This is a genomic window from Xanthomonas sp. BRIP62418 (genome assembly GCF_003993495.1).
Taxonomy (GTDB): domain Bacteria; phylum Pseudomonadota; class Gammaproteobacteria; order Xanthomonadales; family Xanthomonadaceae; genus Xanthomonas; species Xanthomonas euroxanthea.
Genome location: NZ_QEZG01000042.1, coordinates 1 through 12,342 on the forward strand (window position 1 = coordinate 1; position 12,342 = coordinate 12,342).

The following is a 12,342-nucleotide window of genomic DNA, read 5'->3' on the forward strand; positions in this document are numbered from 1 at the left end:
ACGCGGCATGGATGCCGCGTAAGAGCCTACAAGGACGTACTTGCGGCGTGTCCTGCGAGGGTGGGCGGGCAAGGGCCGTGCAGCGAAGTCGCAGATCATCCGCTCTACAACTGATCCATCCGCGATGACCAATCACTTCGAGACAACCAAGTCACCGAGTTGCCGCGCCGTTTGGATGCAGGCAAATGCCTGGTTCGCCGAGTGCGCGGTGCCCTCATCGCTCACGGGACACGCCGTGAACCCGCCCGTGGAGGCTCGGTAGCGGCATGGATACCGTCAAAGCCTGTCGTCTGGAGCAAGATCAGAACTTCCAGGAGAGCGTCAGCTCCACATCGCGCGGGTCGCCGTAGATCAACTGGCTCTGGTAGACGATGTTGGCGTAGTAGGTGCGGTCGAACAGGTTGCGCACGTTGAGCTGCGCCGACCATGCCTGGTTGATGTCGTAGCGCGCCATTGCGTTGGCCAGCACCACGCTGCCCTGGCTCAGCCGCTGCGTGCTGCCCTGTGGCGCGGACATCAAGTCGTGGATGGCCGACTGCCAGCTCAGGCCACCGCCCACGCGCCACGGGCCGGTCTGCCAGCTGGTGAACAGGGTGGCCTCGCGACGCGGGCTGGTCGGATTGACATCGACGCCGCTGGCATCATTGGCATCGAACTGGGCAAAGCCGAATGCAATCCGCCATTGCGCGGACAGCTGCCCATCGAGCTGGAACTCCACGCCCTGGCTGACCGTGCCCTTCGCCGCGAGGAAGGCCTGAGTGGTGGTGCCCGGCACCAGTTGCCCGGGATCGTTCACCGCCAGGTTGTCCTGCTCGATCCGGAACAACGCCAGTGCCGCATTGAGCTGGCCGCCGAGGTATTCGCCCTTGGCACCGACCTCGTAGCTGTTGCCTTCCAGCGGGGCGAGATAGCGCCCGCCGCGATCGCGGTTGTTTTGCGGCTTGAAGATGCCGGTATAGCTGGCATAGAGCGAATGGTGGTCGTCCACGTCCAAGATCAGGCCGGCGTACGGCGTGGTGCGGCCACGGCGCTCGTAGGTGTTGGCCGGCACCAGTTGGTCGGTGTTCTTCCAGTCGGTGACGCGCGCGCCGACGATGGCGGTAAGCGCGTCGGTCAGGCTGAAACGGCCGGCGGCGTAGGCGGCCACCTGGCGTACATCGCGTTCTTCGCCCTTCACCAGCGGCGTCCATTGCGGCTGCGCCATGCTGCCGGTCCAGGCGTAGACGCTTTCGGCCGTCAGTGACTGCGACGGCTCGGGCCCGTTGGACCAGCTGCGCACGTTGCGGTTCATCCAGGTGGCACCGGCGATCAGCTCGTGGTTGCGGCCCCACCAGGTCAGCGGCACGCTGAGGTAGGCATCCAGGCTGTTTTGCGCAGTGAGTGCGGGATAGCGCCCGCCAAAGTTGGTGGCAAGGCCCAGGCCGGTAGCGCGGGCCGGGTAATCGAAGTAGCCGAACAGCACCGACTTCCAATCGGCTTCGAAACGCTGATGCGAGTACTCCACGTGCAGCTGCGCACCGTTGTCGAAGCGATGGGTCAGGCCGGCGAAGGCATTGGTGGTGTCGGCCACGCCGCGCGCCCAGCGCGGCGTGAACGAATCCGAGCGTGCAAAGTCGGTGCGGCTGCCGTCGCTAAAGTACGCCGGCACGCCGCCCCAGGTGGTCCCGCGGCCGTCGTTGCGCTGCTTGTTGACGCCGGCATAGCCGCGGGTGGCGTCGCTGAAATCGGCATCGACGATGCCGTAGAACAGCGACGATTGCTTGCTGTAGTAATCGCGGAACGACTGCTTGTCTTCATAGCTGGTCACCACCCGTCCACGCACGTTGCCGGCGGCGTTCAAGGGCGATTGCAGGTCGAGCGTGCCGCGATAGCGGTCCCAGCGCCCTGCCGACAGATCGACGCGGCCGGTGAGCACGTCGCTGTCGGCATGCTTGCGCACAAGGTCGATCGATGCCGCCGGGTTGCCCGCACCGGAGGTCAGGCCGTTGGCGCCGCGGACGATTTCCACCCGGTCGTAGATCGCCATGTTCTGCTGCACATCGCCGGTGTAGTCGGTGGGAATGCCGTCGATGCGGTAGTAGTCCACTTCAAAGCCGCGCGCGTTGATGTAGGTGCGCTCGGTGTCCCAGGTTGGCGAGTTGAAGCCGGCGACGGTGTCGGTGACGTCCTGCAGCGATTGCAGGTTGCGGTCGACGATCTGCTGGCGGGTCACCACCACCACCGACTGCGGCGTCTCGCGCAGCGACAGCTCCAGCCTTGTCGAACTGCGCGCGACATCGGCAGTGTAGGAATCGGTGCCTTCGGTCGCGGCACCGCGATGGGCCTGGATCTGCAGGCGGTCCAGATCGACCGGGTCGCGCGTGCTCGATTGCGCCGCAGCCGCCAATGGCCATGCGCAGGCCAGCGCCAGCAGGGAGGACGCCAGCGGGAACTGCGGCGAACGGAGATCCGCACGCATGGGCGCGCGCGCAGAGACGATGCGATGGGACATGGGGTCAGCCTCAAGAGCGGATATGGCCGTCGATGACGGCTTGAGGCTGGCGTCGGCAGCACCCTCGAAAGGCGCGCCCGTTTGCTGGCTGGGGGGCGCATGGTCGATCCACGTTAAATCGCTGTCAATACATGCGTGGATCAGCGCCGGGTTTCGACGCCGCTGGCTCCGGGCGGCTCAGCCACTACAGACGATGCGCCGTACCGGAGCAGGTCCGGCAGACACGGACGATGGATCATCCCTGCGTGGGCCCGCGCCACCTCATCGCGACGCGGTCCGCAGGACCTCAGTCCGGACGCCGCCCGGCCAGGCCGCGCGCGTGCATCGCCTCCAGTACGCCGCGCAGGATGGTGAGGTTGTGTCCGTGCGCGGCGCCCTCGTGCAGCAGCACGATGGCGCCGGGGCGCAGGTCGCGCACGATGCGGGCCACGGTGGCATCCGGCTCGCAACGCACCCCGTCGAAACCGCGCGCGCTCCAGGCCACGCGGGTCAGCCCATGCGCCCGCAGCGGCGAGGCGACGAAGGGATTGGTCATGCCCACCACCGAGCGGTACAGCCGTGGCGCCTGCCCGGTGATGGTGGCCAGCACGCGCTGCGCCTGGCCGATTTCCTGCGCCATGCGATGCGGTCCCAGCGCCCAGAACCAGGCCTGCGGATGGGTATGGCTGTGGTTGCCGATGCCGTGCCCGCGACGCACGATCTCGCGCACCAGTTCAGGCCGCTGCTCGGCGCGTGCGCCGACCACGAAGAAGGTGGCCTTGGCATCGAAGGCGTCCAGCAGCTCCAGCATCGCCGGGGTGTCGTCGGAGGGGCCGTCGTCGATGGTCAGCCATACCTGCGGGGCGCGGCCCGGCAGGCGCGCCAGCACCGGCGCGTACAGACGCGCGCGCGGCAGGAACACCGGCACCACGAACGCCGCATGCGACAGCAGCAACGCCGGTACGCCCCAGACCCAGCCCAGATGCCACCACAGCAGCGCCACCGCTGCCTGCGAGAGGGCCAGCAGGCCGACCCAGCGGTAAGGGTGCGAGGGGATGCGATACAGCGTTTGAAGCGTGGTCATGCCGCATGATGCCATGCGGCGTAGAATGCCCGGACTCCACGATCTGACCGAAGTGCTGCCATGTCCCTCGATCCCGCCCTGCGTTCCCGCATCGATACGCTGCTGCAATCCAGCCGCGTGGTGCTCTTCATGAAAGGCCAGCCCGGCATGCCGCAGTGCGGTTTTTCGGCCAAGGCGGTTGGCGTGCTGGACGGCCTGGGCATCGACTATGCCCACGTCAACGTGCTGGCCGACCAGGAGATCCGCGAAGGCATCAAGGCCTACGGCGACTGGCCGACCATTCCGCAGCTGTATGTGGACGGCGAGTTGATCGGCGGCAGCGACATCATCCTGCAGATGGCCGACAGCGGTGAGTTGAGCAGCATGCTCGGCCTGCAGGCGCCAGACCGGACTCCGCCCAGAATCACCATCACCCCGGCCGCGGTCGAGATGCTCAAGGGCGCGCTGGCCGATGCGCCGGATGCCTCGCTGACGCTGGCCATCGATGCCAACTTCCAGCCCAACTTCCAGCTGGCGCCGAACAACCCGAACGCCATCGCTGCCGAGTCCAACGGCCTGCGCGTGCAGTTCGACCTGGCCAGCGCCCGCCGCGCCGACGGCATCACCATCGACTGGGTGGACGACATCCGTGGTCGTGGCCTGGCCATCGACAATCCCAATGCACCCAAGCCGGTGCAGGAGCTGTCGGTGCGCGATGCCGACGACCGCCTGAAGGCCGGTACGCTGACCCTGGTCGACGTGCGCCCGGCCGACGAACGCGCCCTGGCCACGGTTGCCGCGCCGTTCCGCACGCTGGATGCGCACGAGCGCGCCGCCATCGAGCAGTTGCCCAAGGACACCCCGCTGGCGTTCCTGTGCCACCGCGGCGGGCGCAGCCTGCAGGCGGCCGAGCACTTCCGCGGCCTGGGCTTCAGCAACGTCTACAACGTCACCGGCGGCATCGACGCATGGTCGGACGAAGTGGACAACGGCGTTGCCAAGTACTGAGGCCAGACGGCGGATCGCCAGGAGGGCACGGCCGGTGCCCTTCAGCTGCATGCAGTCCGCAGGCACGATGGTCACCGCACGGCATCCACGCCCGACGGCAGCCGGCTGGAATCGCCCGCCAGTTTCTTAAGCCGCATTTGCTACGTTGCATACCCCGAAACGGGCGCTCCACGGAGCGTCCGTTTTTTCATGGATCGCCACCCACAAGGACTTGCTGCAATGCACACCCGCCTGCCCGCTCTCGTAATGGCCGCGCTGTTGCCGCTGGCCGCACAGGCCGCCGAACCGGCGCGCGCGGTCATGCTGGTACAGACCTACGACAGCCAGCCGACCGAAGACCCGCTGGAATACGTTCCGGTGTGGCTGGGTCGCGGCGTCGCGAAGGAGTCCAGCATGCCCAGGTCGCTGCTGAGCCAGCCGCTGCAGGTCTTCGATGCGGGCGTGTCCACCGGCAGCGTGCAGCTTGCGTCGCTGATCGTCGATGACAACAGCATGTGCGGCGGCACCGCAAAGCTGCGTTTGAAGGGCACCGCAACGCTGTCCAATTCGCCGTTGTTGGCGACGGTGGATCTCAATCCCGGCAAGCGCTTTGCGACCCGCAATGCCACCGCTTCCGAACAGACCGAGCTGTTGCGCCAGGTCGGGGAGACCGCGCAGCTGCGCAAGAGCGTCACGCCTGCGGCGCTGGCCCAGGCGTTGACGGCATTCACTGCCGATCGTGCGCAGGATCTGGCGGCGCTGCAGGTCTTTACCGACACCCGGCAGCCGCAGCGACGTGTGGCCGTGCTGACCTCCAATCACCCGACCAGAACCGGCAACCCGGACAACCCGACCGGCGTCCTCGTGGTGCTTGCGATCTTCGAACACGACGGCAGCCGCTGGCAGTTCCGCAAGGGGAGCGCGGCCAGCGGCTGCGACGATTGCGAAGACCTGCCACTGCGCACGCATCTGCTGCAGTTCGGCGATATCGACGGCAACGGTACGCTCGACTTCGTGCTGTCGGAAAGCGGCTACGAGAGTTATGGCTTCTATCTGCTGCTGGGCGAAGGCACCAACTGGCGTTCGGAAGGCTTGATGGGCGGCTGTTGATCAGCCGCAGCGCGATGGCCGATGCCGGATCGGTATCTGCCATCGCGCTGCATGACCGGCGGGATCCAGAGAAAACGCTGCTCGTCCTCGTGCAAGTCATCCGCGCATCGGCGGCGCCAAGCCATTGATGTCACGGCGTGACTGCACGATGTCGATCGGCGGTCGACATCGTGCGCAGGTGAGTCATTGATCGATCCGCATCGATCACCGCACCCGATCCGCCTGCCCAGACGCACGTGCGCAGTGCGGAAAGGCCGCAGCAGCGTGCAAGCGCGCAGGCCACAGCCGCCGTCCCTCAGCCGGCAAATCCACCGTCGTCGAGAAACCGCTGCTCTTCGGCGGTGGTTTCACGCCCCAGCACCGCATTGCGATGCGGGAAGCGTCCGAAGCGCTGGATGATCTGCTGGTGCTCCACCGCCCAGCGCGTGGTTTCCGCATCGTCCAGCGCGGTGATCAGCTGCACCGAACGCGCCTGCGCCTGCAGGTCTTCGGCATGCTCGAACGGCAGATAGAAAAACAGCCGCAACTCCGCCGAGACCTGCTGATCGAAGCCGCTGGCGAGCGCCTGCCGCGCGCAGGACAGCGCCAGGCCGTCGGTGGCGTAGGCATGCGCGCTGCCGCGGAACGCGTTGCGCGGGAATTGGTCGAGCAGGATCAGCAAGGCCAATGCATCCTCCGCGCGTTCCATCCAGTGCGCATACTCGCCACGCGCCGCCGCAAAGTGCTGTTCGCTGAAATGCTGGCGGAAGTTGGCATCGAACGCATCGTTGTGGGTGAACCAGCGGGCCGAGCCGGCCAGCTCCCAGAAAGCCAGCACCACATCGGCCTGTTTGTTGCGCTCTGATTTGACGATCATCGACGTTTCCCCTGACGAATACGGCATAGCATGCCCATGCGCATGTGATGAGGCCGCCGCCACCGGCAATGCAGCACTTGGCAAGCACGCCGCCGGCCGCTAGGTTTGCGGCTGACGTTTTCGTTACACCGGGGAAATCCATGCGTTCCATCCTGTTCGCCGCCCTTGGCGCGGCGCTGCTGTGCGGGCCTGCGTCTGCGGCATCGCGTTTCGTGCAAGACCCCTATCCCAGCACCTACCACGCGCTCGCGTCCGGTCCGGTGCTGATCCAGCACGCCACGGTGCTCACCGGCACCGGCCAGCGGCTGGACGACGCCGACGTACTGCTGCGCGACGGCAAGGTGGCTGCGGTCGGGCGCGGGCTGGAGGCGCCGGCCGATGTGCGCCGCATCGACGGCACCGGCAAGTGGGTCACCCCCGGCATCATCGACGTGCACTCGCATCTGGGCGTGTATCCCAGCCCCGGCGTCAGTGCGCATAGCGATGGCAACGAGATGACCGCACCGGTCACCCCGAACGTGTGGGCCGAGCATTCGATCTGGCCGCAGGACCCCGGCTTCGGCACCGCCCTGGCCGGAGGCGTCACCTCGCTGCAGGTCCTGCCGGGCTCGGCCAACCTGATCGGCGGGCGCGGCGTCACCCTCAAGAACGTGGCCTCCACGACCTACCAGGGCATGAAGTTTCCCGGTGCGCCCTGGGGCCTGAAGATGGCCTGCGGCGAGAACCCCAAGCGCGTGTACGGCGAGAAGGGCGGCCCCGCCACCCGCATGGGCAACGTGGCCGGCTACCGCGCCGCCTTCATCGATGCGGCCGAGTACCTGCAGAAGAACGCACCGAAGAAGAAGGCCGAAAAGAAGCGCCACTGGTGGAGCCGCGGCGGCGACAACGACAGCAGCGGCGATGCCGGCGGCAAGCGCGATCTCAAGCTCGATACGCTGGCCGGCGCGATCAACGGCGACATCCGCGTGCATATCCACTGCTACCGCGCCGACGAGATGGCGACCATGCTGGACCTGTCCAAGGAATTCGGCTTCCACATCGCCGCCTTCCACCACGGCGTGGAAGCCTACAAGCTGGCCGACCGGCTGGCGCAGGACAACGTCTGCGGCGCGCTGTGGGCCGACTGGTGGGGCTTCAAGATGGAAGCCTTCGACGGCATCCAGGAAAACATCGCGCTGGTCGACCGCCCGGCCAACAGCTGCGCCATCGTGCATTCGGATTCGGAAGAAGGCATCCAGCGCCTGAACCAGGAAGCGGCCAAGGTGCTCGCCAACGCGCGCCGCAGCGGCATGGAGATCCCGCCCGAACGTGCGATCCGCTGGCTCACCAGCAACGCGGCCAAGGCGCTGGGCATCGAGCAGCAGACCGGCGCACTGGAGCCGGGCAAGATGGGCGATGTGGTGGTGTGGAACGGCAATCCCTTCAGCTCCTACGCGCTGGCCGAACAGGTCTACATCGACGGCGCGCAGGTCTACGACCGCCGCAACCGCGCACTGCAGCCGGTCTCGGACTTCATGCTCGGCCAGGAGGTGGCACGATGAGCCGCGCCAGCCTGGTTCGCCCGCGTCTGCGCGCGATCTCCGCAATGGTCCTGGCAGTGCTGGCATTGCCCGCATTCGGCCAGCAGGTGCTGATCCGTGGCGCCACCGTGCATACCGCCACCGCACAAGGCACGCTGCGCGATACCGATGTGCTGGTGCAGGCCGGGGTGATCCGCGCGATCGGCCGCAACCTGGCCGTGCCCACCGATGGCCGCGTGGTCGAGGCCAGGGGCCGCCCGCTGACGCCGGCCTTGTTCGGCGGCATCACCGAGATCGGTGTCGAGGAAGTCTCCGGCGAAGACAGCACCGTGGACAGCGGCGTCAAGCTCAGCGACCAGCCGATGCGCCCGGAATTCGACGTCACCCTGGCCTACAACCCCGACTCGGTGCTGGTGCCGGTGGCGCGCGTGGAAGGCATCGGCTTCACTGCATTGGGCGCGACCACCAGCGGTGCCTTCATCGCCGGACAAGGCGGCGTGGTGCGGCTGGACGGCAGCCCGGACCCGGTCGGCCCGCATGCCTTGTTCATCCGCATCGGTGCGGCGGCATCCGATCTGACCGGCAGCTCGCGTGCCGCGCAATGGATGCTGCTCGACCAACTGGTGGCCGAAGCACGCGGACGCGTGCCGGCCGATTCGCCGCACGCGCTGCTGACCCCGGTCGGCCGCAGCGTGCTGGCCAAATACCTGGCCGGGCAGGGCCGCATCGTGGTGCAGGTGGAGCGCGCCGCCGACATCCGCCAGCTGCTGCGTTGGGCGCAGCGCGAAAAGGTACGCATCGCCATTGCCGGCGGCACCGAGGCCTGGAAGCTCGCACCGCAGCTGGCGCAGGCCAACGTACCGGTGCTGGTGGACGCGCTGGCGGACCTGCCGTCCACCTTCGACCAGATCGGCGCGACGCTGGAAAACGCCGCACGTCTGCGCGCGGCCGGCGTGGAGGTCAGCTTTGCCCAGAGCGGCGATGCCTCGCACAACGCACGCAAACAGCGCCAGCTGGCCGGCAATGCGGTGGCCAACGGCTTGCCGTGGGAAGCGGGCCTGGCCGGCCTGACCCGGGTGCCGGCAGAGATCTTCGGCGTGGCCGATCGCATCGGCAGCATCGCGGTCGGCAAGCAGGCCGACCTGGTGCTGTGGGAAGGCGACCCGCTGGATGTCGCCCACTATGCCGAGCAGGTCTGGCTGGGCGGTCGCGACATGCCGATGCGTTCACGCCAGACCGAGCTGCGCGACCGTTACATGCAACCGGCCGGCGCGTTGCCGCGCGCCTATCTGAAGTGAGCGCAGGCGGCGCGCGTTTGCGCGCGCCGCCGGGGCGATACCGCCACATTGCGACAGCCGCCGTTGCCGCGCGGGCTGGCACACTGCATGCCCTCTCCGCCGGCAGCGTGCCGGCGGCATCGTCCGCATAAGGATTGCCCATGCGTGTGTGCTGCATCCTGATGTCATCGCTAACGCTGCGGCCATTCGCTGCCCTCGCCCAGTCGGGCCGGGTCGACCGGCAGGACCCGTCGGTTCACGCCTCGCCCAGCCGCAGCACCGTGCAGGACGTGGGCGCCAGCCTCGCGGTGACCTCCGATGCGGACCGGGAGCAACACCGCAATCCGCCCGGCGACCGCGTGGTGCAGATCACGGCGGTCGATCATGTCGGCCCCGGCAATGCGCTGTTCGCACAATGACACGCATGGCACCGGGCGTGCGCTGGGTCTACCTGCTGATCGCACTCGCCGTGTTTGTCATCGAAGTGGCGATCGGCGCGGGCACACTTGGTGGGCCCTGGGTGCGCGGCAGCCTGGGCGATGTGCTGGCGGTGATCCTGGTGTATTGCGGGTTGCGCGGCGTGCTTGCGTTATCGCCCCGCTGGGCGAGCGTGCTGGCGGTCGCGATCGGGTGCCTGATCGAAGGGCTGCAGGCGATGCACCTGGCCGACCGGCTCGGGCTGCGCCCGGGCAGCGCGGCCTACATCGCGCTCGGCAACACCGCCACCGTTCACGATCTGCTGATGTATCTGGTCGGCGGCGGCGTGGCATACATTGGCGATGTGGCGTCATGCCGTGTCGCCGCGTCTTTCCGGCGGCAAATGCCGCATTGATGCACTCCTTCGGGCCTAGCGCATGTTTGTCTTCTCCTCATCGGCACTGATCGACAGCACCGGCGTCCTGTCTGTGCAGCGTCAGCAACGGCGTCGCTGCGCCGCCGCTGCGTCACAGTGAGCTCGCTGTTTCAGGGCGGCGGCTTGCGCTCGATCGACCGCGTCGTGTTGCGCCAGGCGCCGGCCAATCTGCAACGCGGCCTGGAAGCGGTCGGCGGGCGACTGATCCTGACCGCCGATGCGCTGCATTTCCAGCCGCACCCCTACAACATACAGACCCGGTCGCTGACCGTACACCTGACCCAAATCGCAACAATGCAACCACGCTGGACGCGCCTGTTCGGCCTGCTGCCGGTGGCACCGACATCGCTGGCGCTGCAGTTGCATGAGGGTGGCGAGCATCGTTTCGTGCTCGGCAAACGCGAGCAGTGGATGGCGGCCATCGCCTCGGCGCGCGACGCCCTGCGCTGACAGCGGCAGTGCGCTGAACCACAGGAGTGCAGTGCCCAGCTGCCGCATCGCAATGCCCCGGCGTGTTCCCGCGTGCATCCGCATCGCAGACGAAGGTGACCGGCACAGCGTTGCAGCGACACATGTTGTACGCGGTAGATATCAGACGGCGTGGCATTGGCCAGCTGCGGATACAGCGCAGTGCCGTGGCGGCCATTGAGCGCCCGGCGCAGACGCATTGCCGGCACCCCGGCGCATCGCGTCCAGCTGCGGATCGCCCTTGCCGATGTCGTTGCAGAACAACAGAGCGCAGGCGAAATCATGCGGCCCGGTCACCATTGCCTCACCCGGAGCGCGACGCATGCACTGCATGCGCCGCGCACCTTGCCAGCTGGTTGGTTCTCACGCGACCGGCCTCTTCGATGAATGCCAGGCCGGCGCACGCGATGCGGGAACCGGCGCGTGGTGTGCTGCACGCCGTGATCAAACCAGCTGCGCGCCCTCAGCCATGCGGCCGAAGTGGGCCATGCTTACTGTGCATCCAGCGTCGCGCTGACCTTGGCCCAGCCGTTGCCGCGGACTACTTCGAAACCAGCTTCGACTGCGTGCAGGTACATGCTGTTGTTGTAGCGCCCATCCTTGGACCGGTTGGTCTGCAACCAGTTGAGGAAGGGCTTGGCGTCCACATTGAGACTACCGCTGGTCTTGAGCGTGGCCTGCCCGGCGGTGCCGGTCGGGATGAAGGTGTAGACGTAATAGCCGGCACCGGAGTTGAAGCCCTCCCACAGGTCGAACGTGCGCCCGCCCGCGGTGATCACATTGCTGGCAGTCAGGGTGCCGATCGGCCAGGAGTTGTGGTCGCCCCAGATCATCACTTCCAGCTGCGGGTTGCCCTTGGCGGTATCCCAGCGGAAGAAGATGTCGTAGGCAAAGTCGCCCGCAAGATTGGTGCCGCCCGCGCTGTAGGTGAACTTGAGCGGGATCTTGCTCAATGAGGAAATCTGCCGCGGAAACAGCGTGTCGCTGGTCGGGTTCCAGTCGTAGTGCCAACCACGCACGATCGCCGGGTAGCCGTAGAGGTTGTAGTCGGCGAAGTTGAAGGTGACGGTCAGCTCCGGCGTACTGCCGGTGCCGAACGTGCCCTGGATGATGTTGTTGGGATCATTGAAATTGTTGACCCACGCGTAGTGGTTGCCAAAGATCTTGTAGGGACCGGCCAGCGCCGCTGGCGCCAGGGCCACCAGACCTACGGCGAGCGCAGCCTTCCACCAGCGCGATGCGCGCCGCCGTGTGGTCGGCGCCTGTGTGACGGTCTGCGTAGGGATGCTGGATTGGCTGTTTTGCATGTCGACTCTCTCCGTGTGGGTTCAGCGCGGCGATGCCGGTGCGGCAGCGTCGAGAAGCCGCCTTGCAGCGGTCGCGTTGGACCCTAGCAGCGGGGTTGTGACGGGAGCTATAGCAATTGCAGCAGGCCTTGCTCGTCATCTGCGATAGCGGGCGCTAGCTGACAGCCGAAGCGTGCGCCGATCCGCAGTTCGCAGTGCAAATGGCAGCGTCACTGCATGTATCGGTCATCTGCATGACGGCGCAGTGCACGCGAATGGTGCAGAGCCACATGAGGCGTGGTCCGTCTTCTGGCCGCCCCGCGGCTGCTTGCTCCAGGCCCGTCGTACGCGTCGAGCTTGCCTGTCGGCAGTCAGGCTTCCACCACGCGGCCCTTGGCGTACCGGCACCGCTGTCAGCCCTACTCGCCTCTCCTGTTTTGCGATAGCGTTCG

Annotated in this window: 11 protein-coding genes; 7 read left to right on the forward strand and 4 right to left on the reverse strand. The window is 67.0% G+C overall.

Annotated features, from left to right (window positions below; all coding sequences use genetic code 11):
- Positions 1 to 301 precede the first annotated feature (301 nt).
- Together EO174_RS15815 and EO174_RS15820 are read right to left on the reverse strand one after the other, a co-directional pair.
- Positions 302 to 2,491, reverse strand: coding sequence for a TonB-dependent siderophore receptor (locus EO174_RS15815; protein ID WP_126945797.1), 2,190 nt, complete (start codon positions 2,489 to 2,491; stop codon positions 302 to 304).
- A 286-nt stretch (positions 2,492 to 2,777) separates the two neighbouring features.
- Positions 2,778 to 3,569: a polysaccharide deacetylase family protein gene (locus EO174_RS15820; RefSeq protein WP_180707926.1), complete on the reverse strand. Its 792-nt coding sequence runs from the start codon at positions 3,567 to 3,569 to the stop codon at positions 2,778 to 2,780.
- A 45-nt stretch (positions 3,570 to 3,614) separates the two neighbouring features.
- Between EO174_RS15820 and grxD the strand changes: the two genes are divergently transcribed.
- Positions 3,615 to 4,541 (forward strand): Grx4 family monothiol glutaredoxin, encoded by a 927-nt coding sequence (gene grxD, locus EO174_RS15825; protein WP_126945800.1) that lies wholly within the window; start codon positions 3,615 to 3,617, stop codon positions 4,539 to 4,541.
- 219 nt (positions 4,542 to 4,760) lie between these two features.
- Positions 4,761 to 5,630, forward strand: a complete 870-nt coding sequence (locus EO174_RS15830; RefSeq protein ID WP_126945803.1) for a hypothetical protein — start codon at positions 4,761 to 4,763, stop codon at positions 5,628 to 5,630.
- A 295-nt stretch (positions 5,631 to 5,925) separates the two neighbouring features.
- Here EO174_RS15830 and EO174_RS15835 read toward each other — a convergent pair whose 3' ends face one another.
- Complete coding sequence (locus tag EO174_RS15835; RefSeq protein ID WP_126945806.1) at positions 5,926 to 6,486, reverse strand: DUF924 family protein; 561 nt, start codon at positions 6,484 to 6,486, stop codon at positions 5,926 to 5,928.
- Between the two features lie 140 nt (positions 6,487 to 6,626).
- On the opposite strand from EO174_RS15835, the gene EO174_RS15840 reads away from it, so the two are divergent.
- From EO174_RS15840 to EO174_RS15860, 5 genes are all read left to right on the forward strand, one after another.
- Complete coding sequence (locus EO174_RS15840) at positions 6,627 to 8,027, forward strand: amidohydrolase (RefSeq protein WP_104583988.1); 1,401 nt, start codon at positions 6,627 to 6,629, stop codon at positions 8,025 to 8,027.
- Positions 8,024 to 9,304 carry an amidohydrolase family protein gene (locus tag EO174_RS15845; RefSeq protein ID WP_126945809.1) on the forward strand — a complete coding sequence of 427 codons (1,281 nt, stop codon included), beginning with the start codon at positions 8,024 to 8,026 and terminating at the stop codon, positions 9,302 to 9,304. Before EO174_RS15840 ends, EO174_RS15845 begins: the two co-directional genes overlap by 4 nt.
- A 140-nt stretch (positions 9,305 to 9,444) precedes the next feature.
- Entirely contained in the window at positions 9,445 to 9,702 is a 258-nt protein-coding gene (locus EO174_RS15850; RefSeq protein ID WP_164740233.1) for a hypothetical protein, read from the forward strand.
- Positions 9,699 to 10,115, forward strand: coding sequence for a DUF2809 domain-containing protein (locus EO174_RS15855; protein WP_126945815.1), 417 nt, complete (start codon positions 9,699 to 9,701; stop codon positions 10,113 to 10,115). The genes EO174_RS15850 and EO174_RS15855 overlap by 4 nt, the downstream gene beginning before the upstream one ends.
- Before the next feature lie 144 nt (positions 10,116 to 10,259).
- Entirely contained in the window at positions 10,260 to 10,586 is a 327-nt protein-coding gene (locus EO174_RS15860; protein ID WP_180708166.1) for a hypothetical protein, read from the forward strand.
- Positions 10,587 to 11,095: 509 nt separating this feature from the next.
- Here EO174_RS15860 and EO174_RS15865 read toward each other — a convergent pair.
- On the reverse strand, positions 11,096 to 11,911 hold the full coding sequence (locus tag EO174_RS15865) for a cellulase (protein WP_115677940.1): 816 nt from the start codon (positions 11,909 to 11,911) through the stop codon (positions 11,096 to 11,098).
- Between the last annotated feature and the right edge of the window lie 431 nt (positions 11,912 to 12,342).